The organism is Scandinavium manionii (assembly GCF_024764775.1).
Lineage (GTDB): Bacteria > Pseudomonadota > Gammaproteobacteria > Enterobacterales > Enterobacteriaceae > Scandinavium > Scandinavium manionii.
The window spans coordinates 885,614-907,067 of sequence record NZ_JALIGC010000040.1 but is presented as its reverse complement, the minus strand read 5'-3'; the positions used below and the strand labels follow the sequence as shown (position 1 = coordinate 907,067).

Below are 21,454 nucleotides of genomic sequence, written 5' to 3'. Positions count from 1 at the left end.
GGAAACAGGTTAATATTCCTGTACTTGGTGTTACTGCGAAGGGGGGACGGAGAAGGCTATGTTATCCGGGCGACGGTTGTCCCGGTTTAAGCATGTAGGCGGAGAGTTTAGGTAAATCCGGACTCTTGTTAACGCTGAGGTGTGATGACGAGGTACTACGGTACTGAAGTAACAGATGCCCTGCTTCCAGGAAAAGCCTCTAAGCATCAGGTAACACGAAATCGTACCCCAAACCGACACAGGTGGTCAGGTAGAGAATACCAAGGCGCTTGAGAGAACTCGGGTGAAGGAACTAGGCAAAATGGTGCCGTAACTTCGGGAGAAGGCACGCTGATATGTAGGTGAAGTCCCTGCGGATGGAGCTGAAATCAGTCGAAGATACCAGCTGGCTGCAACTGTTTATTAAAAACACAGCACTGTGCAAACACGAAAGTGGACGTATACGGTGTGACGCCTGCCCGGTGCCGGAAGGTTAATTGATGGGGTTATCCCTTGTGGAGAAGCTCTTGATCGAAGCCCCGGTAAACGGCGGCCGTAACTATAACGGTCCTAAGGTAGCGAAATTCCTTGTCGGGTAAGTTCCGACCTGCACGAATGGCGTAATGATGGCCAGGCTGTCTCCACCCGAGACTCAGTGAAATTGAACTCGCTGTGAAGATGCAGTGTACCCGCGGCAAGACGGAAAGACCCCGTGAACCTTTACTATAGCTTGACACTGAACACTGGTCCTTGATGTGTAGGATAGGTGGGAGGCTTTGAAGCGAGGACGCCAGTTCTTGTGGAGCCAACCTTGAAATACCACCCTTTAATGGCTGGTGTTCTAACGTAGACCCGTGATCCGGGTTGCGGACAGTGTCTGGTGGGTAGTTTGACTGGGGCGGTCTCCTCCCAAAGAGTAACGGAGGAGCACGAAGGTTAGCTAATCCTGGTCGGACATCAGGAGGTTAGTGCAATGGCATAAGCTAGCTTGACTGCGAGAGTGACGGCTCGAGCAGGTGCGAAAGCAGGTCATAGTGATCCGGTGGTTCTGAATGGAAGGGCCATCGCTCAACGGATAAAAGGTACTCCGGGGATAACAGGCTGATACCGCCCAAGAGTTCATATCGACGGCGGTGTTTGGCACCTCGATGTCGGCTCATCACATCCTGGGGCTGAAGTAGGTCCCAAGGGTATGGCTGTTCGCCATTTAAAGTGGTACGCGAGCTGGGTTTAGAACGTCGTGAGACAGTTCGGTCCCTATCTGCCGTGGGCGCTGGAGAATTGAGGGGGGCTGCTCCTAGTACGAGAGGACCGGAGTGGACGCATCACTGGTGTTCGGGTTGTCATGCCAATGGCATTGCCCGGTAGCTAAATGCGGAAAAGATAAGTGCTGAAAGCATCTAAGCACGAAACTTGCCCCGAGATGAGTTCTCCCTGACTCCTTGAGAGTCCTGAAGGAACGTTGAAGACTACGACGTTGATAGGTCGGGTGTGTAAGCGTAGCGATACGTTGAGCTAACCGATACTAATGAACCGTGAGGCTTAACCTTACAACGCCGAAGATGTTTTGGCGAAGAGACGAAATTTTTAGCTTGATAACAGATTAGCTGGGGTGCTTTTAAGCGTTCCGGAAACAGAATTTGCCTGGCGGCAACAGCGCGGTGGTCCCACCTGACCCCATGCCGAACTCAGAAGTGAAACGCCGTAGCGCCGATGGTAGTGTGGGGTCTCCCCATGCGAGAGTAGGGAACTGCCAGGCATCAAATTAGCAAGTCAGACCGGGGCATAAAACCGGTTGTTGTAAAGAAATTCGGTGGAGCGGTAGTTCAGTCGGTTAGAATACCTGCCTGTCACGCAGGGGGTCGCGGGTTCGAGTCCCGTCCGTTCCGCCACTTATTAAAAGCCCTGAGTAGATGCTCAGGGCTTTTTCTTTTGTCTAAACCCATCCATTATTGCCATAATCGCAAAAATCCTCTGCGGTTTTGACTCTTTTTCTTCTCATCCGCACCCGCGATAATCCTCTGAAAGCACACATAAAGTAATTCATGAGGAAGTTATGACAATCCCTGTATTTGGTTTAGGTACATTCCGTCTTAAAGACGACGTAGTTATCGCATCAGTAAAAACGGCTCTCGAGCTCGGTTATCGCGCTGTCGATACCGCCCAGATTTATGATAATGAGGCTGCAGTTGGTCAGGCGATCGCTGAAAGCGGTGTTTCACGAAGCGAATTGTTTATCACGACTAAGGTCTGGACTGAAAATCTGAGCAAAGATGCGCTGATCCCAAGCCTCAAAGAAAGTCTGAGAAAGCTTCGTACGGATTACGTGGATCTAACTTTGATCCACTGGCCATCACCACAAGATGCTGTTTCTGTTGAAGAGTTTATACAGGCGCTACTGGAAGCTAAGAAAAGTGGACTGACGCGTGAGATTGGTATTTCTAACTTCACCATCCCACTGATGGAAAAAGCGATTGCAGCGGTTGGGGCAGAAAATATTGCCACCAATCAGATTGAGCTCTCACCGTATCTGCAAAACCGAAACGTTGTTGAGTGGGCCAAAAAACAGGGCATTCACATCACTTCGTACATGACGCTGGCTTATGGCAAAGCGCTGAAAGATGAAGTTATTCAGGGGATTGCAGACAAACACGGTGCGACACCTGCGCAGGTGATTCTGGCGTGGGCGATGGGAGAAGGCTATGCTGTGATCCCGTCATCAACTAAACGTGAGAACCTGGCGAGCAACCTGCTGGCACAAGATCTCAAGCTGGATGATGCTGACAGAGCGGCGATTGCTACCCTGGAATGCAACGATCGTCTGGTGAGCCCAGAAGGTCTGGCGCCGAACTGGGATTAATCAAAATGGGGGCATCATTGCCCCCAATTTACTTTTTACGCTGAGCTTCGTGCTCGCTCAGAAAATCAATGAACGCCCGAATACGTGTGCTGACCGCCCGGTCACTGTAGTAGACGGCGCTAAACGGCATCTCCACCGGCAGTTTTTTATCGGCCATCAGCTCTACAAATTCCCCTCTTGCAATCTCGTTATCCACCATATAATCCGACAGGCAGGCGATACCATTGCCGCTTAGGCAAAGCTGTTTCAGCGTTTCGCCACTGTTAGACGATATCTCTGACGTTACCTCGTGCAACTGCCCATCACAGCAGGAAATTGGCCAGGTATTGAGTGACGTAGGCTCGGTGAATCCGAGACACTGATGTTGCTTCAGCTCTTCCACCGTTTCCGGTTTTCCGAAACGCTCCACGTAATCCGGTGAAGCGATGATTTTCCGGTAACTGGTAAACAGAGGCCGCGCACGCAGGCTGGAGTCTGTTAAGGTTCCAGCACGGATCGCCACATCAACCTTACGCTCAATGAGATTGATGAATGTTTCCGAAGAGACCAGAGATAACGTGATTTCAGGGTAACGCTCGCGAAAAGGCTTAATCAGCGGCATCAGATAATGGAGAATCACGGGCGTTGCCGCATCAATACGCAACAATCCACGTGGTGTATGTCGCGCTTCCATTAATTCATTTTCGGCAGCGGCCATCTCCTGCAAAACACCCTGCATACGGCGGAAATAGCGCTCACCTTCTTCAGTCAGGCTCAGCTGACGCGTAGTGCGATTCAACAAGCTGACGCCCAGTTTTGACTCCAGCTTTTTGACGGCGCGGCTGACAGCTGAATTCGCCTGGCCAAGCTGCTCTGCAGCACGGCTAAAGCTGCCGCTTTCTACCACCGCAACAAAGATGGCAATTTCTTCGGATGTTGCTCTCATTGTTGCACCACCTGCAAAATTCTATTGATATTTTGATCATTTTTGTTATTTAAACACTGGCGCATACTTCGTGTCATCTTAATCCTGATGATACGGAGTAAATTATGCCACTGGCGCTACTTGCCCTGACGATCAGTGCCTTTGCAATTGGCACAACGGAGTTTGTCATAGTCGGCCTGGTCCCGACGATTGCTGAACAACTTTCTGTTTCTTTACCCTCTGCGGGACTGTTGGTGTCTATCTACGCCCTTGGCGTGGCGATTGGTGCACCGGTCCTCACCGCACTCACAGGCCGGATGCCACGCAAGCAGTTGCTGCTGGCGTTGATGGTGGTGTTTACCGCAGGTAATCTGCTGGCCTGGCAGGCACCGGGTTACGGTACGCTGGTGCTGGCGCGTTTGCTGACGGGTCTGGCGCATGGCGTGTTCTTCTCCATTGGGTCAACCATCGCAACCAGCCTGGTGCCGAAAGAAAAAGCCGCTTCGGCCATCGCCATTATGTTTGGTGGGCTGACCGTAGCTCTGGTAACGGGTGTGCCATTGGGGACGGTTATTGGCCAGCATTTCGGCTGGCGTGAAACTTTCCTGGCCGTCTCGTTGCTGGGGGTTATCGCCTTAATCAGCAGTTTTATTCTGGTGCCTAAAAATATTCCGCAGCGTGCGACCGCAACGCTTCGCGAACAATTGCAGGTGCTGACTCATCCTCGCTTACTAATTATCTATGCGATAACTGCTCTGGGTTATGGTGGCGTCTTCACCGCCTTTACCTTCCTTGCACCAATGATGCAAAACCTGGCCGGTTTTTCACCAAACGCAGTAAGCTGGATCCTGTTGGGCTACGGTGTTTCGGTTGCTATTGGCAATATTTGGGGCGGTAAACTTGCCGATAAACATGGCGCAGTTCCGGCGCTAAAAATCATCTTCGCCGCGTTGATGATCCTGCTGTTGGTGATCCAGTTCACGGCTTCGATGCAATATGCAGCACTTGCCACGGTATTAGTTATGGGGATTTTTGCCTTCGGCAACGTTCCTGGCCTGCAGGTGTACGTCGTACAGAAAGCTGAACTGTACACACCTACCGCAGTTGATGTCGCCTCTGGTCTGAACATTGCGGCCTTTAACGTGGGCATTGCACTGGGATCGATCATTGGTGGTCAAACCGTAGAGCATTACGGCCTGGCACAGACACCATGGATCGGCGCGGTTATCGTATTTGCCGCTTTCCTGTTAATCGGGCTCAGCGGACGTCTCGATAAACCTGCAAAAGTGGCGCTTGCCCCGCGAACATAGTCCTTATTTGCTTACAGTCTGTGGCGTATCTTTCTGGAAAATAGCGTTGAAACTGTGAGCAAAAGTCCCTATAACAGAAGAACCACACTGTGATGTCAGCGTGGTTTTTCTGTTATTGAGGCCCTAAAACTAAAGTGCGAAAAAATACCTATGCCATGCGTTATGTTGCCGGACAACCGGCCGAGAGGATCTTACCTCCCGGTTCGTTCGCGACTATTGGTAAGGCATTGCCCGCCGGTGAACCGCTGAGTAGCGAAGCAAAAATTCGCGTTCTGGTGTGGAATATTTTTAAGCAGCAGCGCGCCGAATGGTTATCGGTGCTGAAAAATTTTGGTAAAGATGCCCATCTGGTCTTGCTCCAGGAAGCTCAAACGACGCCTGAACTGGTGCGTTTTGCCACCACCCATTATCTGGCCGCCGATCAGGTGCCTGCCTTTGTTTTGCCGCAGCATCCTTCTGGCGTGATGACGTTATCGTCGGCCCATCCGGTTTACTGCTGCCCGTTACGTGAACGTGAGCCCATTCTGCGCCTGGCAAAGTCGGCGCTGGTCACGGTCTATCCGTTACCGGACTCTCGTCTGCTGATGGTCGTCAATATTCACGCGGTCAATTTCAGTCTGGGTGTCGACGTCTACAGTAAACAGCTTTTACCGATTGGCGATCAAATTGCTCATCACAGCGGGCCTATTATTATGGCAGGCGATTTTAATGCCTGGAGCCGTCCGCGAATGAATGCGCTTTATCGCTTTGCGCGTGAAATGTCACTGCGGGAAGTCCGCTTCACCGACGATCAGCGCCGCCGTGCGTTCGGTCGCCCTCTCGATTTTGTGTTCTACCGTGGTCTGAATGTACATGAAGCCTCCGTTCTGGTGACTCGCGCATCCGATCACAATCCGCTACTAGTGGAATTCAGTCCCGGTAAACCTGAGCGATAAAGGTAAGTCAGGTCTGCCGTGGGGCAGGCCTGTGCACGTAAGGTGCTGCCCTTTCATCATTCAATCAACCGAAGGACAATACAATGACAACGCAATCTCACCACAACAATGTCGATAAACAGTTTGGCTCCCAGGCAAGTGCCTATTTAACCAGCGCGGTACATTCAACAGGGCGTGATTTGCAGCGTCTGGGCGAGCGACTGAGCGCATTCCCGCAGGCAAAAGTGCTGGATCTCGGCTGTGGGGCAGGGCATGCGAGTTTCGTCGCCGCCGCGCACGTTGCACAGGTAACGGCTTACGACTTGTCAGCACAAATGCTCGAAGTGGTGAAACAGGCGGCGAAGGACAAAGGACTGAACAACATCACGACGTCACAGGGTTATGCGGAAATTTTGCCCTTTGACGACGCCTCTTACGATGTGGTGATCAGCCGTTATTCCGCGCATCACTGGCATGACGTGGGGCAGGCGATGCGCGAAATCAAACGCGTACTGAAGCCGGGTGGCGTATTCATCATCATGGACATCATGTCTCCCGGCCATCCGTTGAGAGACGTCTGGTTGCAGACCGTTGAAGCATTGCGTGACACCTCACATGTGCGTAATTACTCGAGCGGGGAGTGGTTCTCAATGATCAACGAGGCCGGGCTGATTACCGATAGCTTGATTACAGACCGTTTACCGCTGGAATACAGCTCCTGGGTAGCGCGCATGCGGACGCCAGAGGCTTTGTGTGCCGCTATTCGTCTGTATCAGGAAAGTGCGTCTCAGGAAGTGAAGGAGTATTTTGAGCTGCAGGAGGAGGGGTCGTTTACCAGCGACACCATCATGGCCGAGGCGCATAAAGCCGCATAAATAAAAAAGCACCGAGGGAATCGGTGCTTTTTTTCTGGACTGGTTTATCAGGAATCGGGTCTGTCGCTGTTTTTAACAAATAGCGTCAGCTGATCACCCGGCTTCAGGTTGTCGGTATCATCGTTCCAGCGCACAACATCATTGATGTTCACGCCGTGACGCTTAGCGATACTCGACAGCGAATCTCCTTTGCGAACGCGATATGTAATGCTATCGCTGTTTTTCGCGAGACGAGATGCACTGCTACCTGCGCCTACAGTCAGGTTCTGACCCACTTTAAGGTGCGCGCCGCGCAGTGAATTCCACTGCTGCAGATCTTTCGATGTCACGCCAAGGCGTGCCGCAATACCCGAAAGGGTGTCACCTGAACGTACCCTATAGCTACGGCTGGTCATCGGTGAATTATCGGCCACCAGAGTCGGCTGAACCGCGGCGATATCGCCAGAGGCCAGAGACTCACGTAACTGGTCGGCATGCTTTTGCGGAACCATCACATACTTTGGTCCGCTGGCTCCAAGGGTAGAACCCTTAACGCCCGCATTAAACGCCTTCAGCTTGGTGACTGAAATACCGGCCATATCCGCCACTTGCTTCACATCAACAGGGCTATCCAGTCGAACGCGAGCCAGTGCACGACTTTCATCTGCCGTCGGCAGCTGAACGCCATAGCGTTTGCTGTTCTTGAGAATATCGCTCAAGGCCAGCATCTTAGGCACGTAAATCTTCGTTTCCTGAGGTAATGACAGCGACCAGAAATCGGTAGGTTTGCCCCGCGATTTGTTCGCTTTCATTGCCTTCATCACACGACCTTCGCCGCTGTTATACGCTGCGACCGTTAACAACCAGTCGCCGTCAAACATCTTATTCAGACGCTGCATCATATCGAGTGCTGCCGTAGTAGAAGCAACAACATCGCGACGCGCGTCATATGCGCGGGTCTGTTTTAAACCATAATTGCGTCCTGTGCTCGGAATGATCTGCCAGATGCCTGCGGCATTGGCGCCAGACGTTGCATGGGGGTCAAAAGCGCTCTCCACTATGGGTAGTAGTACCAGTTCCATAGGCATGTTACGTTTCTTAACTTGCCCTGCTATCCAGTACATATACGGCTCTGCCCGTAAAGTTACATCGTGGAGATAGCTCTTATTACGTAAATACTTTTGTCTCTGTTCGCGAATCCGGCCATTATCCGGAATTCCCATCTTTAGCTCGCCGCCAATAGAAGCCCACAAGTCCTGATCCTGCGCATAAAATGTTCCATCGTCCATCCATCGCGCTTGACTTGCAAACTTCCCTGCTTCCCCTTGACTAGCCGCAGAAAGGCTCTGTGCATGCTGTTGTACGTTACCATCTCGATTGGCCTGGCAACCCACTAGCAGGACAGAGGCGAGTAATATCGCTCGTGCCTTCATGTGTGTGGTCAATAGTTGCTTAAAAGACGAGCAATCATAACGGCGAAAAAATTAAAAGGCAACCCTGGGTACTTAGAAGTTATCTTTCTTTGACCTTAACCATGCAAAACGCTGCTCAGGTTGTTGCAAATTTGTTTCTTTGGAAATTTCTTCAATTAAATCATGGTCATCTGTCCTCAGGAATACATTACTTCGACGCTCATTTTTCAGAATTACGGGTAGTGTTTTTTGCTTTTTTGCACGTAACTCATTCACTTCTTTATAGTATTCGTTTATCGCCCGATCATGGGGTAGAACACTCAATGCAAACTTAACATTTGCTAATGTATATTCATGGGCGCAACACACCACTGTATGGTCTGGAAGTGCCTGTAATTTCTGAAGTGACTGATACATCTGCTCTGGAGAGCCTTCAAAGAGGCGTCCACATCCCCCGGAAAACAGCGTGTCGCCAGAAAAAAGGTAAGGGTCGCTAAAGAAACACACGTGGCCTAAGGTATGCCCTGGAGTCGCAATTACAGAAAATTCGCATCCCAAAACATCGACCGTATCACCTTCTTTAACGATATGGGTGGCCCCTTTATCTTGTGTCTCTTGCGGACCATACACCACAAGTCCCGGGAATTTTTGCGTCAGTTCTTTCACACCGCCAACGTGATCGTGGTGGTGATGAGTCAATAAAATGGCCTGCGGCTGCCAATTGTTTTCAGCAATCGCAGCAAGGATTGGCGCCGCTTCGCCAGGGTCGACAATCAAACACTTGCCATCGTCCTGACTCAGCACCCAGATGTAGTTGTCCTGAAATGCGGGAATACTGTTAAGATTCATTGATTACCTCTCATAATGTTGCGGAAGGTTGTGATGAAACCGGCAAGGATACCTCTGACAGTTACGGCGCCAAACCACTGGGCGGAAATGCCCTGGGGTGAATACTATCGTGAAGCGCTGGAACAACAGTTAAAGCCGTGGATGGCGAAACTTTATGGGTTTCATCTGCTTAAAATCGGCAATTTGAGCGCGGAAATCAATACCGATGCGTGCGCAATCTCCCATCAGGTCAACGTATCGCTCGATGGTGACCCGATGCAGGTGAAGGCCGACCCGCTACATTTACCGTTTGCCGAAAAGTCGGTTGATGCCTGTTTACTGGCGCACACTTTGCCCTGGTGTCAGGACCCGCACAGTTTGCTGCGAGAAGCCGATCGTGTTTTGATTGATGACGGCTGGCTCATATTGACGGCATTCAACCCGGTCAGTCTGATGGGGTTACGTAAGATGGTGCCGGTTCTGCGCAACCGCATGCCTTATAATAGCCGGATGTTTAGCCTGATGCGTCAGCTCGACTGGTTGGGAGTACTCAATTTTGAAGTGCTGCATCAGAGCCGCTTTCAGGTATTGCCCTGGACCCGCCAGGGCGGGCGGATCCTGAGCACGCATGTGCCCGCATTAGGCTGTTTACAGGTGATTGTTGCACGTAAAAGAACGGTGCCGCTGACGCTCAACCCAGCGCGGCAAAGCAAATCCAGGAACCCGATGCGTCAGACGGTCGGCGCCACGCGCCAGTATCGGAAACCGCAAGATTAACTTTCCGGTTTGTAACCTGTATCTGCCTGCGTCGGGCTCATAGCTGCTGCGCGGGCAAGTTCATCACAGCGTTCGTTTTCTGGATGGCCAGAATGACCTTTTACCCATTCCCACTGAATTTTATGCTGGCTGAGCGCGGCGTCGAGACGCTGCCAGAGGTCGACATTCTTCACCGGCTTTTTGTCTGCCGTTTTCCAGCCGCGTTTTTTCCAGTTGTGGATCCACTGGGTAATCCCCTGGCGAACGTACTGGCTGTCGGTGCTGAGGGTGATTTCACAATGCTCTTTCAGCGCTTCAAGTGCCACAATGGCGGCCATCAACTCCATACGGTTGTTGGTAGTCAGGTAATAACCTTCATTAAAGGTTTTCTCATGCTGACGAAAGCGTAAAATTGCGCCGTAGCCGCCAGGGCCTGGGTTACCGAGGCAAGAACCATCGGTGAAAATTTCTACCTGTTTAAGCATCTCTGGTAGACTTCCTTTAATTGAAATCGACACGAAAACGGTAAGTCTGACATAAATGAACGATATGAGCACTGCAATTACCCGACAGATCGTCCTCGATACGGAAACCACTGGTATGAACCAGATCGGTGCGCATTACGAAGGGCACAAGATCATTGAAATCGGTGCGGTCGAGGTGATCAACCGTCGTTTAACGGGTAACAACTTCCACGTTTATCTCAAACCTGACCGCCTGGTCGATCCGGAAGCATTCGGCGTTCACGGGATTGCCGATGAGTTCCTGCTCGACAAACCCACCTTCGCCGACATTGCCGACGAGTTTATCGAATACATTCAGGGCGCAGAGTTGGTCATCCATAACGCATCGTTCGATATCGGCTTTATGGACTACGAGTTTGCCAAACTCAACCGTGGCATTGCCAGGACCAACACTTTCTGCAAAGTCACCGACAGCCTCGCGCTGGCGCGTAAAATGTTCCCCGGCAAGCGTAACAGTCTCGATGCGTTGTGCTCGCGCTATGAAATAGACAACAGTAAACGTACGCTACACGGCGCATTGCTCGATAGCCAGATTCTGGCCGACGTCTATTTGCTGATGACTGGCGGACAAACGTCGATGAAGTTTGCGATGGAAGGGGACAACCAGCAGCAGGGTAATGACTCTGGAATTCAGCGCATTGCGCGTGGAGCCAGCGCATTACGCGTGATTTCCGCCAGTGAAGAAGAGTTAGCGGCCCACGAATCGCGCCTCGACCTGGTGCAAAAGAAAGGCGGAAGCTGTCTCTGGCGCGCCTGAAACCCGTAAACACGTGCTGAAAAGCAGCATGTGGGCGATTTTTGCAGCAACTGATTCAAAACTTAAGAAAAAGCGTTGACGCAGGATCGGGGAATCCGTAATATTCGCCTCGTTCCCAAGGGAACAGTGGAGCGGTAGTTCAGTCGGTTAGAATACCTGCCTGTCACGCAGGGGGTCGCGGGTTCGAGTCCCGTCCGTTCCGCCACTATTCAGAAGGCCTGAATCAGCAATGATTCAGGCCTTCGTCGTTTCTGTCGTTCTCAACGGCAAATGCTTCCCCTGGCATGATGCACCTGACAGGGGAAATCAATTCTAGCGGCGGTTCCAGGGCATCACGCCCAGCAAACGCGCCATCCCGCAAAATCCGCTGATGCCAGCAAACAGCAAACCCGCGCCGACAAAACCGGAAAGCAGGAAGAATGCCTGATGAACGCTGTAGCCCAGAATCACGCCAACCAGAATCAGCGTACCCGCTACGATTTGCACCTGCCGCATCATGGGCAGCGGCTGAGACTTATCCTTCAGGACTGCTTCACCCGTTTTCTTCCAGCCGTTCAGGCCCCCTTCAAGAATAAACACTTTCGCCGGGGCCACCGCCTGCGCCAGCTTTTGTGCATTCTGCGCGGTGCGCGTGCCAGACTGACAATAGAAAATCACCGTATCGTAGTCTTCGAAAGGCCCAAGCCGGTCGCCATTTTCGATAGCGGAAAGCGAGAGTAAATGCGCTTCGGCAATATTTTCGCGAGCGTATTCATCCGGTTCGCGAATGTCTATCAGGGCCGCGCCCTGTGCCAGAAGCGTTCTGGCCTCAGCGGGGGAAAGTGAAGGGATGGTCATAGCGTTCCTTATTGATAACCCGTCATTTATGTTGGGCATCCTACCTTAATTATTGCTGTCCGTGTCTGTCGGGGGATCAATTTACGGGCCCGAATCCTCAGGCATTCAGGCCCGCGAAACTTACTCTTTGGCAATCTCCACGCCGCTGAAGGCCTGGCTCACACCTTCTTTATCGTGGCGCGCAATCCAGCGATAGCAGCCTGCGCTCAGGAACGCGCCGATAAACCAGCTGAAGTTAGCCACTTCATGCAGGGCCGGGATAAAGCTAATGATAAGCCCAACCGCCACCGACGGGGCAAGCGCGGCAATCGCTTTGGGGTTAAAGCCATTTTTGTACCAGTAACGGCCAGCAGGGGAGACGGTAAATAAATCGTCGACCACCACTTTTCCGCGCTTAATCAGATAAAAATCTGCCAGCAGGATCCCGAACAGCGGGCCGATAAATGCGCCCAGCACGTCGAGCGTATAGTGAATCAGCTCCGGCGACTGGAACAGATTCCATGGCGTCAGCAGCACAGAGCCCACGGCGGCAATCATCCCTCCGGTGCGGAAGCTGATTTTCTGCGGAGAACAGTTCGAGAAGTCGAACGCAGGCGAGACAAAGTTCGCCACGATATTGATCCCAATGGTCGCGGTGATCATCGTCAGCAGGCCAATGGCCATCGCCACGCTGTTGCCGACGTGGCTCACGGTTTCAATCGGATCGGTAATCATGCGGCCAAACAGCGACTGCGAGCCGGAAACAATAATCACCGTCACAATCGAGAACAGCAGGAAGTTGAACGGTAGCCCCCAGCGGTTGCCGCGACGAATTTCCTGCATACTTTTGCCGTAACGCGAGAAGTCGCCAAAGTTCAGCAGCGGGCCGGAAAAATAGGAAACAACCAGTGCTGTGGCAGTGATCATCTGCCAGGTTTGCTCTCCGGCACTCAGCTGTTTGCTGGCAAGCGTAAAGGAAATGCCGTCCAGCCCGGTCTGATACAAAATCCAGCCCGCCAGCGCCATCATCACGATATACACGGCCGGACCGGCGATATCGATAAAGCGCTTAATGGCGCTCATACCGTGCCAGAACACCAGCGCCTGCAGCACCCACATAATGCCAAAACAGAGCCAGCCCAAATGCGACAGTCCGAGGAAATGGTCGGTAGTCAACGAGGCCAGAGAAGGCCAAAACTTCAGGCCGACCAGCATCAGCGCGTTGGCCGCCAGGTAGGTCTGGATGCCGTACCACGCAAAGGCAATCAGGCCGCGGATCACTGCCGGAATATTGGCGCCGAACACGCCAAACGCCTGACGGCTAATCACGGCGTACGGCACGCCCGCCATTTGGCTGGGTTTCGCCACCAGGTTGGCGCACAATTGCACGATACAAATACCCGCCAACAGGCAAAGCAGTACCTGCCAGCTGGCTAAGCCGAGGGTAAAGAAGCTTGCGGCCACCACATAGCCGCCCATGCTATGCACATCGGACATCCAGAACGAAAATATGTTGTACCACGACCAACTCTGTTGCTGAGTTGGCGCCAGATCGTTGTTGGTCAGTCTTGGGCTGTAGCTCGATTTGTACTCTGGTTTCTGATTTGGCATGAAATCTGCTCCTTTAAAAAACAGATGCTGACGGAATGTCTGAAACTTTTGTTGCATTAATCGGGCCAGATTCTGTTATCAAGAAATACAGAGCGTGAAAGGGCGATAACACACACAAACGTGGCTGTGCGGGCACAGGATGTGCATTATTACAGTGCGGATAACCATTTTACTGCCCAGGCGTGGTGCTACACGACAGGGCAAAACAACAAGAGGACGTCGTTCGATGCAACATTTGATTCAAGTGATCAATCCCAACACCAGCGCCGCCATGACGCACACCATTGGCGAAGCGGCCCGCAGCGTCGCGGCTCCGGGCACCACCATTCTTGCGACCTGTCCGACTCAGGGCGTGGAGTCGATTGAAGGCCATTTTGATGAAGCCATCGCGGCGATTGGCGTGCTGGAGCAGATCAAACACGGCAAAGCGCAGGGCGCACAGGGGCATGTGATTGCCTGCTTTGGCGATCCGGGATTACTCGCGGCGCGTGAACTGGCCAGCGGGCCGGTGGTGGGCATTGCCGAAGCGGCGATGCACATGGCGACGCTGGTGGCCACACGCTTTTCCATCGTCACCACGCTGCCGCGCACGGTGATCATCGCCCGTCATTTATTGCAGCAGTATGGTTTCGAACATCACTGCGCGGCGCTACACGCCATCGATTTACCGGTGCTGGCGCTGGAAGATGGCACGGGTCTTGCTCAGATGAAAGTACGCGAGCGTTGTATTCAGGCAAAACGCGAAGACGGCAGCGGGGCGATTGTCCTTGGCTGCGGCGGCATGGCGAACCTTGCCCGCGAGCTGACGCAGGAGCTGGGCATCCCGGTGATTGATGGCGTAACTGCGGCCGTGAAAATGGTGGAATCGCTTGTGGCGCTGGGTCTTGGCACCAGTAAATACGGCGATCTCGCGTACCCCAATAAAAAGCCGTTGAGCGGAGGCTTCGATATCTTGAGCTAACGACGACGGCCATCTGAGAAAGAGGTCGAATCAGTATGCAATCAGCAACGGATAAGCGCGTCTGGCATTTTACCGAAAACTACCCTCGTGACATGGCGGGCTACGCCGGCCAACCGCCGCATGCACAGTGGCCAGGCGGCGCGCGCATCGCCGTCCAGTTTGTACTCAATTTTGAAGAGGGCGGTGAAAACCACATCCTGCACGGCGACAGTGGTTCCGAGCAGTTTCTCTCTGACATCATTGGTGCGCCCAGCTTCCCCGACAAACATATGTCGATGGATTCCCTCTACGAATACGGCTCTCGTGCCGGATTCTGGCGCATTCATCAGGAATTTCAAAAGCGCGGTTTACCGCTGACGGTGTTCGGTGTGGCGATGGCCCTGGCGCGTAACCCGGCCATCGTTGACGCCATAAAAGCCGCAGACTACGACGTGGTCAGCCACGGATGGCGTTGGATACACTACCAGAATCTTGATATTCAGACCGAACGCCAGCACATGCAGCAGGCGGTCGAAATTCTCGACGCGCTGTTTGGCCAAAAGCCGCTCGGCTGGTACACCGGGCGTGACAGCCCGAACACCCGCCAGCTGGTGGCAGAGCAGGGCGGTTTTCTCTACGACAGCGATTATTACGGCGATGATCTGCCGTTCTGGACCACGGTCGACAGCAAACCGCATCTGATTGTGCCCTACACCCTGGACGCCAACGACATGCGCTTCGCCACCGCCCAGGGTTTCAACACCGCCGAGCAGTTTTACACCTATCTGAAAGACAGTTTTGATGTGCTATATGAAGAAGGAGAGACGTCACCCAAAATGATGTCGATTGGCATGCACTGCCGCCTGTTAGGCAGACCAGGACGTTTTCGCGCGCTGCAGCGTTTTCTGGATTATGTGCAGAGCCACGATGATGTGTGGATTTGTCGCCGTCAGGATATCGCCGAACACTGGGTGAAAACGCACCCGTTCAACGGTATCGCCTGATATATCGTGGCGCCCTCACCCTGACCCTCTCCCCCTGGAGAGGGTGAAAGAAAAATGCACTGGCAAAAAAATCACCCCATCAAACTCACATGCGCCGCTACGATGCGCCAGCCGCAGGGGAATTTCACCCAGGTCTGCATCTGGCGGCCGACGCGCTCGCTGTTCTCACGGGTAAACTCGGTACTTGCCACCGCCATGTCCTCGCCGTACGTGGTGATCGTCGTATGGTGCAGCAGCCGATCTAACCCCTTTGAAGGCCGAGAATTACGGAAATCACGGATCTCCGCGATTCCATACAAATTCTCCGTCGCGCCGTAGCGCACCGTACGTCCATCATCCCAAAACAGTTCATCCAGCACCGCAATGTCATTGCTGGTTAAGGCTTTTTCATAACGATAAAATGCGCTGGTCACGTCGTTCAGCACCGCCGGGCGGTCAATGTTTTCGGGCGTCATATGTCTTCCTGTTGATAAAGAATACCGGCTTGTTCAAGCTGCCAGGCGGCTTGCAAACACTGCGCTTCCTGCCACGGCGCGCCAATAATCTGCACACCGATGGGCAAACCGCTGTGGGTTTTGAGCGGCACGCTGACCACCGGTAAACCCAGAAACGAAATCGGCTGCGTCAGCATACCCATGCTGGCTTTGATCGGCAGTTCGATGCCGTTAATGCGCATTGTGGTGTCGCCAATCAGCGTCGCGCTGCACGGCGTCGCCGGGGCGATCAGCAGATCAAAATCATTAAACAGCGGTAGCGTCGTATCGCGAAACCATGCCCGGAAGCGCTGCGCCTGGGTGTACCAGGCCGACGGCGTCATCGCGCCCGCCAGCAGGCGTTCACGGGAGTTAGGCTCAAAGCGTTCTGCATCATTGCGTAGCGCGGGTAAATAGTGGTTGCCGCCTTCCGCTGCAGACAGCAAAAAAGCGGCGGAACGGGCCAGCGCCACGTTCGGCAACTCCAGTTTTTCATTTGCGCCAAGCGCGTGTGCCACGCGGGCTACCGCATCGCGAGCGCTACAGTCGCTCCCTTCATCAAACCAGCCGCCCAGCACGGCGCAGCGCAGATTTGTTGTCTGTGACAGCATTGATGAAACGGGCGAAACATCCCGGGAGGACTGCCATTTATCGTCCGGATCGTGGCCCTGCAAGGCATCATAAACGTGGGCCAGATCGTCGGTAAAGCGCGCCAGCGGGCCGATGTGATCGAGGCTGGCGACAAATGGATGGCTGCCGGATCGCGACAAACGGCCAAACGTCGGCTTCAGGCCCAGAACGCCGCACAGCGAGGCGGGCACGCGGATCGAGCCGTTGGTGTCGGTGCCGAGCGTAAAGTTCACCAGCTTTGCGGCCACTGCCGCGGCTGATCCCCCCGAAGATCCACCCGCAATGCGGTTCAAATCTCGCGGGTTACGGGTCGGGCCGTAATGGCTGTTTTCCGTCGTAAAGCCGTAGGCGTAGGCGTCCATATTCAGCGCCCCCGCAAGCGTCGCGCCTGCCCGCCGCAACTGCTGCACGGCAAACGCATCAGCTGTTGCAGGCGGCATTTCGCTGAACAGTTGTGCCCCTGCGAGCGTGGTCACGCCTTCGATATCAAATAAATTTTTCACCGCAAACGGCACGCCCGCGAGTGGCGGGAGGGCCTCTCCCTGACGCAAGCGCACGTCAATATCAGCGGCTTCGCGCAGCATGCGTTCTGCCGTGACTTTGGTGAAGGCGTTCACCTGCGGGTTATCCCGCTCAATGCGGACCAGCGTCTGCTGCGCCAGTTCCACCGCGCTGAACTGGCGGTAGCGTAAGCCTTGCTGAATGTCCCGAATGCTCAGTGTCATAGTTGATACACTCCTGCACCGTCCTGGCGGAGCGGCAGCTCAAACGCCATCAGCGGCTCGGCCATCGAGGCAATCCGGCTAAGCTGGACCGCCAGCTCTGTCCGGCGCGGCGCATCCAGCGGCACCGCCAACAGCTGTTCCATCAGCAGAATATATTCAGGCCAGTTAAACGTATTCTCGTTCATCATCGCTCCTTAGAATCCTGCTGCGCTGCCGTTGCTGCGCGGATCGTATGCCCCTTCCAGCATGCCGTTGGGATGACGGACAATCGCTCCGGCGTGGCCCATCGCTTCACTCATGCCCGGCAGCCATTCCACGTCGTGCCCTTTTTCCCGCAGCGCGCTGAAAGTGGTCTCGCTGAAACGGCCCTCCAGCTTGAGCGAATCCGTCGACTGGCCCCAGGTGCGGCCCAGTAGCCAGCGCGGAGCGGCAACCGCTTCCTGCAACGGCATACCCTGAATCACATGACGAGTGAAAATCGCCGCCTGAGTTTGCGGCTGACCGTCGCCGCCCATGGTGCCGTACACCATCGTGCGACCGTCTTTCAGACGCGCCGCCGCCGGGTTGAGTGTGTGGAAAGGCTGTTTGCCCGGCGCCAGCGCCAGCAGGTGATCTGGGTCGAGGCTGAACGCCGCGCCACGGTTTTGCAACAGAATGCCGCTTTCGGGTAGCACCACGCCGCTGCCAAACTCGTGATAAATGCTCTGAATAAACGACACTGCCAGCCCGTTGCCGTCGATAACACCGAGCCAGACGGTATCGCCCGGGCCTTTGCCTTTGCCCCACGGCGCGGCGTGATTATCGTCAATGCTGGTCGCCATCTCCTGCAACGGGGCGGTTTCCAGCAGGCTTTGCACTGGCAGCGTCACATGGCGCGGGTCGGTGATGTATTTATCGCGCAGGCTGAACGCCTGTTTAGTGGCTTCTACGATGCGGTGGATGGTCTGAACCTCGTCAGCGTTGGCCATGTCGAGGTGATCGGTAATACCGAGGATCGCCAGCGACACCAGTCCCTGGGTCGGCGGCGTCATATTGAAAATATCGCCCAGCTGGTGGCTGAGCTTCAACGGCACGCGACGGCGAGCGCGATGTCCGGCGAGATCCTGTGCCGTCAGCGGACACCCGGTGGCCTGAAACTCTTCCGCCATCAGCTGCGCCAGCGGCCCGCGATAAAAGCTGTCTAGCCCGTCATTCGCCAGCCGCGTTAAGGTGCGGGCGAGGCGCGGCTGGCAGAAACGGCTGCCTGCCGCGGGCACTTCGCCGTGCTGTAAAAAGGTCCCTGCAAAGCCTGGCACGCCGGAAAGCTCATGATATTTACTCTGCGTAGCGCTTACCTGTGAACGGGTCACCGGAATGCCGTCGGCGGCATAGCGAATTGCATCCGCAAGCAGACGTGAAAGCGGAAGCTGCCCGCCGCCAAGTCCTGCGGAAACGTTCAGTGCTTCATCCCAGCCGCTCACGGTGCCCGGCACGGTCAGCGCGGCTTTCGCACCGCGATGTGGGATGCTGGCATGACCGTCGTAATACGCCAGCGTCGCCTGCGTCCCGGAGGCCCCGCTGGCGTCAATGGCAATCGGCTCGCCGCCGGGCGGAACAATCAGCCAGAAACCGTCGCCGCCAATGCCGTTCATGTGGGGATACACCACGGCAATGGTCGCCGCCGCCGCCACCATCGCTTCAATGGCATCGCCACCGTGACGCAGCACTGAAAGCGCCGATTCGCTGGCGAGATGATGAGGGGTTACCGCCATGGCACCGGGGGCCAGATTACTTTGCATAATGTTTCTCCGTGGACGCTCTTCTTCCTCATCAGGCAAAAAACGTTCCAGATTGACGAGTGAGCTTTTGCTGTGTCAGCCTGAGTTGAAACGAAAGTTGCAGGAGACGAGATATGCAGCAGCTGGATGAGCGCCTGAGGGCGTGTTACAACGAACTTTCTCCACAGGAACAGCGCGTGGCGTCGTTCATCATGGATCACTTTGACGATTTGGTGAGCTACAACAGTGCCGAGCTGGCTCGCCTCAGCGGGGTATCCAAGGCCACCGTCAGTCGCCTGTTCCGGCATCTGGGTTATGAGCGCTTCAAAGACATGCGCGACGAGCTGCGAACCCTGCGCCAGAGCGGGATGCCGCTCACCGGCGATCGTGATGCGGTGCAGGGTAACACGCTGCTGGCGCGTCACTATAAACAGGAAATGGCGAATCTCACCCAATGGGTCAATGCGCTGGATGCCGACCTGTTCGCCGAAGTGGTCGCTGCCCTCAGCGCTGCGAAGCGTGTGTTTATCGTCGGCCTGCGTAACAGCAGCCCGGTGGCGCTGCATCTGCGCCAACAGCTGATGCAAAGCCGCGGCAACGTCTGGCTAATGCCGCAGCCCGGTCAGACACTGGCGGAAGAAGTGGTGGATATCACCCCGGATGATTTGGTTATTGTGGTGGCATTTCGTCGCCGTCCACGGGTGATCCGCCCGCTGCTCGAGGCGTTGCAGGCCCAACAGGCGCAGGTACTGGTGCTGAGCGAACCGCAGGCTGTCGGGATCCGCGCCCGCTGCCGCTGGCATTTTGCGGCCCCGCTGGACAGCGTCTCGGCATTTGACAGCTACAGCAGCGCCATGAGCCTGGTGAACTTACTCGCCAACGCCTTACTGCACAGCACGCTCAGCGACGGACGGCAGCGCATTCATCGCATCGCCGATCTTTATCACTCCCTCGATGAACTGGAACAGCGTTAAACGCCCTGTGTTGGTGCAATTGCACCTGCACTGGGTGCCGTTTTGAATCAATGCGGTGCGGAATAATGAGCCTGAGTCACGTGCTAAGTGGAAAAAATGCGCTGGCACATTCGTTGCAAAAACGATATTAAAGAATCATTCGTTTCAATAACCGGTTTCCAGACCAAAGGATGTGTCCATGTTTGAGGTTCAGCCATTTACGCCCATTAATCCTCCTCACCGCCTGCTGATGGGACCGGGGCCGATCAACGCCGATCCGCGCGTGCTGCGCGCCATGTCCAGCCAGCTGATCGGCCAGTACGATCCGGTGATGACTGACTACATGAATGAAGTGATGGCGCTGTATCGCGGCGTGTTCCGCACCGAAAATCGCTGGACGATGCTGGTGGACGGGACGTCCCGCGCCGGAATCGAGGCGATTCTGCTGTCGGCCATTCGTCCAGGCGATAAAGTGCTGGTCCCGGTGTTTGGCCGCTTCGGCCATCTGTTGTGTGAAATTGCCCGCCGCTGTCGGGCCGAAGTCCATACCATTGAAGTGCCATGGGGCGAGGTGTTCAGCGCCGATCGCATTGAAGATGAGATCAAACGCGTCAAACCGCGTCTGTTGCTGACGGTGCAGGGCGACACCTCCACCACCATGCTGCAACCGCTGGAAAATCTGGGTGAAATTTGCCGTCGCCACGGGGTGCTGTTTTACACCGATGCCACCGCGTCGCTCGGCGGCAACGTGCTTGAAACCGATGCCTGGGGGCTGGACGCGGTCTCCGCCGGGTTACAGAAATGCCTCGGCGGCCCATCGGGCAGTTCGCCGATCACGCTCAGCGCCGAAATGGAAGTGACGATCCGCGCGCGAAAATGCGTGGAGCAGGGGATCCGCACCGATCTGCATCAGGATGGCGAAGACGAAATGATTTGGTCGAACTATTTCGATCTCGGCATGGTAATGGACTACTGGGGCCCGGAGCGCCTGAACCACCACACCGAAGCCACCAGTATGCTGTTCGCCGCCCGGGAGTGCGCGCGGATTATGCTGGAAGAGGGGATGGACGCGCTGATCGCCCGCCACGAACTGCACGGCCGCGCAATGCTGAATGGCATTCAGGGCATGGGGCTCGAGGTGTTCGGCGATATCTCCCACAAAATGAACAACGTAATCGGGGTGGTGATTCCTGCAGGCGTGCACGGCGAAGAAGTGCGCCAGCGCCTGCTCAACGATTTTCACATCGAAATTGGCACCTCGTTTGGTCCGCTGGCGGGCAAAATCTGGCGTATCGGCACCATGGGCTACAACGCGCGTAAAGATTGTGTATTGCAGACCCTGACTGCGCTGGAAGCTGTGCTGAACCGTCTGGGCTTCGCTACTACTCAGGGGGCTGCGATGCAGGCGGCCTGGGACATCTACGAGGGGTGATTGATGCAAAAGAAC

At 54.7% G+C, this 21,454-nt stretch carries 20 protein-coding genes, 2 tRNA genes and 2 rRNA genes; 14 read left to right on the top strand and 10 right to left on the bottom strand.

Going from position 1 to position 21,454, the window contains the following annotated elements:
* The 4 genes from MUU51_RS22115 to dkgB form a co-directional block, all read left to right on the top strand.
* Positions 1–1,529, top strand: a 23S ribosomal RNA gene (locus MUU51_RS22115); the annotation flags it as partial.
* Between the two features lie 93 nt (positions 1,530–1,622).
* A 5S ribosomal RNA gene (rrf, locus tag MUU51_RS22110) occupies positions 1,623–1,738 on the top strand.
* Positions 1,739–1,794: 56 nt separating this feature from the next.
* Positions 1,795–1,871 (top strand) — tRNA-Asp (locus tag MUU51_RS22105).
* Between the two features lie 164 nt (positions 1,872–2,035).
* Entirely contained in the window at positions 2,036–2,839 is an 804-nt protein-coding gene (gene dkgB, locus MUU51_RS22100; protein ID WP_258968613.1) for a 2,5-didehydrogluconate reductase DkgB, read from the top strand.
* Positions 2,840–2,867: 28 nt separating this feature from the next.
* Here dkgB and yafC read toward each other — a convergent pair whose 3' ends face one another.
* Positions 2,868–3,764: a DNA-binding transcriptional regulator YafC gene (yafC, locus tag MUU51_RS22095; protein WP_159775878.1), complete on the bottom strand. Its 897-nt coding sequence runs from the start codon at positions 3,762–3,764 to the stop codon at positions 2,868–2,870.
* A 104-nt stretch (positions 3,765–3,868) separates the two neighbouring features.
* Between yafC and MUU51_RS22090 the strand changes: the two genes are divergently transcribed.
* The 3 genes from MUU51_RS22090 to MUU51_RS22080 all read left to right on the top strand — a co-directional run bounded on the left by MUU51_RS22090 (position 3,869) and on the right by MUU51_RS22080 (position 6,842).
* Complete coding sequence (locus MUU51_RS22090) at positions 3,869–5,053, top strand: MFS transporter (RefSeq protein WP_258968612.1); 1,185 nt, start codon at positions 3,869–3,871, stop codon at positions 5,051–5,053.
* Between the two features lie 134 nt (positions 5,054–5,187).
* Entirely contained in the window at positions 5,188–5,988 is an 801-nt protein-coding gene (locus MUU51_RS22085) for an endonuclease/exonuclease/phosphatase family protein (protein WP_159775882.1), read from the top strand.
* 83 nt (positions 5,989–6,071) lie between these two features.
* Positions 6,072–6,842: a class I SAM-dependent methyltransferase gene (locus tag MUU51_RS22080; protein WP_258968611.1), complete on the top strand. Its 771-nt coding sequence runs from the start codon at positions 6,072–6,074 to the stop codon at positions 6,840–6,842.
* Between the two features lie 47 nt (positions 6,843–6,889).
* On the opposite strand, the gene mltD is transcribed toward MUU51_RS22080, so the two are convergent.
* Both mltD and gloB read right to left on the bottom strand, forming a co-directional pair.
* On the bottom strand, positions 6,890–8,254 hold the full coding sequence (gene mltD / locus MUU51_RS22075; protein WP_159775886.1) for a murein transglycosylase D: 1,365 nt from the start codon (positions 8,252–8,254) through the stop codon (positions 6,890–6,892).
* Between the two features lie 72 nt (positions 8,255–8,326).
* Positions 8,327–9,082, bottom strand: coding sequence for a hydroxyacylglutathione hydrolase (gene gloB / locus MUU51_RS22070; RefSeq protein WP_159775888.1), 756 nt, complete (start codon positions 9,080–9,082; stop codon positions 8,327–8,329).
* 33 nt (positions 9,083–9,115) lie between these two features.
* On the opposite strand from gloB, the gene MUU51_RS22065 reads away from it, so the two are divergent.
* Positions 9,116–9,838 carry a class I SAM-dependent methyltransferase gene (locus MUU51_RS22065; RefSeq protein ID WP_159775890.1) on the top strand — a complete coding sequence of 241 codons (723 nt, stop codon included), beginning with the start codon at positions 9,116–9,118 and terminating at the stop codon, positions 9,836–9,838.
* Here MUU51_RS22065 and rnhA read toward each other — a convergent pair.
* The gene (rnhA, locus tag MUU51_RS22060) at positions 9,835–10,302 is read right to left on the bottom strand and encodes a ribonuclease HI (protein WP_509908851.1); all 468 of its coding nucleotides are present in this window, start codon (positions 10,300–10,302) and stop codon (positions 9,835–9,837) included. The two genes, MUU51_RS22065 and rnhA, sit on opposite strands and share 4 nt — an antisense overlap.
* Before the next feature lie 64 nt (positions 10,303–10,366).
* Between rnhA and dnaQ the strand changes: the two genes are divergently transcribed.
* Positions 10,367–11,098, top strand: a complete 732-nt coding sequence (dnaQ, locus tag MUU51_RS22055; RefSeq protein WP_258968610.1) for a DNA polymerase III subunit epsilon — start codon at positions 10,367–10,369, stop codon at positions 11,096–11,098.
* A 128-nt stretch (positions 11,099–11,226) separates the two neighbouring features.
* A tRNA-Asp gene (locus MUU51_RS22050) sits at positions 11,227–11,303 on the top strand.
* A gap of 107 nt (positions 11,304–11,410) precedes the next feature.
* On the opposite strand, the gene MUU51_RS22045 is transcribed toward MUU51_RS22050, so the two are convergent.
* Together MUU51_RS22045 and MUU51_RS22040 are read right to left on the bottom strand one after the other, a co-directional pair.
* Positions 11,411–11,935: a rhodanese family protein gene (locus MUU51_RS22045; protein WP_258968609.1), complete on the bottom strand. Its 525-nt coding sequence runs from the start codon at positions 11,933–11,935 to the stop codon at positions 11,411–11,413.
* 120 nt (positions 11,936–12,055) lie between these two features.
* Complete coding sequence (locus tag MUU51_RS22040) at positions 12,056–13,525, bottom strand: NCS1 family nucleobase:cation symporter-1 (RefSeq protein ID WP_258968608.1); 1,470 nt, start codon at positions 13,523–13,525, stop codon at positions 12,056–12,058.
* A gap of 226 nt (positions 13,526–13,751) precedes the next feature.
* Here MUU51_RS22040 and hpxA point away from each other — a divergent pair, with 226 nt between their 5' ends.
* Together hpxA and puuE are read left to right on the top strand one after the other, a co-directional pair.
* Positions 13,752–14,486, top strand: a complete 735-nt coding sequence (hpxA, locus tag MUU51_RS22035) for an allantoin racemase (RefSeq protein WP_258968607.1) — start codon at positions 13,752–13,754, stop codon at positions 14,484–14,486.
* A 35-nt stretch (positions 14,487–14,521) separates the two neighbouring features.
* Positions 14,522–15,469, top strand: coding sequence for an allantoinase PuuE (gene puuE / locus MUU51_RS22030; protein ID WP_258968606.1), 948 nt, complete (start codon positions 14,522–14,524; stop codon positions 15,467–15,469).
* A gap of 71 nt (positions 15,470–15,540) precedes the next feature.
* On the opposite strand, the gene hpxZ is transcribed toward puuE, so the two are convergent.
* The 4 genes from hpxZ to MUU51_RS22010 are packed head-to-tail and all read right to left on the bottom strand — an operon-like array spanning position 15,541 to position 19,078.
* Positions 15,541–15,924 (bottom strand): oxalurate catabolism protein HpxZ, encoded by a 384-nt coding sequence (hpxZ, locus tag MUU51_RS22025; RefSeq protein WP_258968605.1) that lies wholly within the window; start codon positions 15,922–15,924, stop codon positions 15,541–15,543.
* A complete protein-coding gene (locus MUU51_RS22020) occupies positions 15,921–17,297 on the bottom strand; it encodes an AtzE family amidohydrolase (protein ID WP_258968604.1) in 1,377 nt (458 codons plus the stop codon). Before MUU51_RS22020 ends, hpxZ begins: the two co-directional genes overlap by 4 nt.
* On the bottom strand, positions 17,294–17,482 hold the full coding sequence (gene hpxX / locus MUU51_RS22015) for an oxalurate catabolism protein HpxX (RefSeq protein ID WP_159775929.1): 189 nt from the start codon (positions 17,480–17,482) through the stop codon (positions 17,294–17,296). Before hpxX ends, MUU51_RS22020 begins: the two co-directional genes overlap by 4 nt.
* A gap of 9 nt (positions 17,483–17,491) precedes the next feature.
* Positions 17,492–19,078, bottom strand: coding sequence for a gamma-glutamyltransferase family protein (locus tag MUU51_RS22010; protein ID WP_258968633.1), 1,587 nt, complete (start codon positions 19,076–19,078; stop codon positions 17,492–17,494).
* Positions 19,079–19,188: 110 nt separating this feature from the next.
* Here MUU51_RS22010 and MUU51_RS22005 point away from each other — a divergent pair, with 110 nt between their 5' ends.
* Positions 19,189–20,028 (top strand): MurR/RpiR family transcriptional regulator, encoded by an 840-nt coding sequence (locus tag MUU51_RS22005; RefSeq protein WP_258968603.1) that lies wholly within the window; start codon positions 19,189–19,191, stop codon positions 20,026–20,028.
* 178 nt (positions 20,029–20,206) lie between these two features.
* Positions 20,207–21,439 carry a pyridoxal-phosphate-dependent aminotransferase family protein gene (pucG, locus tag MUU51_RS22000; protein WP_159775933.1) on the top strand — a complete coding sequence of 411 codons (1,233 nt, stop codon included), beginning with the start codon at positions 20,207–20,209 and terminating at the stop codon, positions 21,437–21,439.
* The last annotated feature ends 15 nt before the right edge of the window (positions 21,440–21,454 follow it).

Bases quoted from the DNA above. Each gene is read 5' to 3' on its own strand.
- dkgB (WP_258968613.1), top strand. From the start codon at position 2,036: ATGACAATCCCTGTATTTGGTTTAGGTACATTCCGTCTTAAAGACGAC.
- yafC (WP_159775878.1), bottom strand. From the start codon at position 3,764: ATGAGAGCAACATCCGAAGAAATTGCCATCTTTGTTGCGGTGGTAGAA.
- MUU51_RS22090 (WP_258968612.1), top strand. From the start codon at position 3,869: ATGCCACTGGCGCTACTTGCCCTGACGATCAGTGCCTTTGCAATTGGC.
- MUU51_RS22080 (WP_258968611.1), top strand. From the start codon at position 6,072: ATGACAACGCAATCTCACCACAACAATGTCGATAAACAGTTTGGCTCC.
- mltD (WP_159775886.1), bottom strand. From the start codon at position 8,254: ATGAAGGCACGAGCGATATTACTCGCCTCTGTCCTGCTAGTGGGTTGC.
- gloB (WP_159775888.1), bottom strand. From the start codon at position 9,082: ATGAATCTTAACAGTATTCCCGCATTTCAGGACAACTACATCTGGGTG.
- MUU51_RS22065 (WP_159775890.1), top strand. From the start codon at position 9,116: ATGAAACCGGCAAGGATACCTCTGACAGTTACGGCGCCAAACCACTGG.
- rnhA (WP_509908851.1), bottom strand. From the start codon at position 10,302: ATGCTTAAACAGGTAGAAATTTTCACCGATGGTTCTTGCCTCGGTAAC.
- dnaQ (WP_258968610.1), top strand. From the start codon at position 10,367: ATGAGCACTGCAATTACCCGACAGATCGTCCTCGATACGGAAACCACT.
- MUU51_RS22045 (WP_258968609.1), bottom strand. From the start codon at position 11,935: ATGACCATCCCTTCACTTTCCCCCGCTGAGGCCAGAACGCTTCTGGCA.
- MUU51_RS22040 (WP_258968608.1), bottom strand. From the start codon at position 13,525: ATGCCAAATCAGAAACCAGAGTACAAATCGAGCTACAGCCCAAGACTG.
- hpxA (WP_258968607.1), top strand. From the start codon at position 13,752: ATGCAACATTTGATTCAAGTGATCAATCCCAACACCAGCGCCGCCATG.
- puuE (WP_258968606.1), top strand. From the start codon at position 14,522: ATGCAATCAGCAACGGATAAGCGCGTCTGGCATTTTACCGAAAACTAC.
- hpxZ (WP_258968605.1), bottom strand. From the start codon at position 15,924: ATGACGCCCGAAAACATTGACCGCCCGGCGGTGCTGAACGACGTGACC.
- MUU51_RS22020 (WP_258968604.1), bottom strand. From the start codon at position 17,297: ATGACACTGAGCATTCGGGACATTCAGCAAGGCTTACGCTACCGCCAG.
- hpxX (WP_159775929.1), bottom strand. From the start codon at position 17,482: ATGAACGAGAATACGTTTAACTGGCCTGAATATATTCTGCTGATGGAA.
- MUU51_RS22005 (WP_258968603.1), top strand. From the start codon at position 19,189: ATGCAGCAGCTGGATGAGCGCCTGAGGGCGTGTTACAACGAACTTTCT.
- pucG (WP_159775933.1), top strand. From the start codon at position 20,207: ATGTTTGAGGTTCAGCCATTTACGCCCATTAATCCTCCTCACCGCCTG.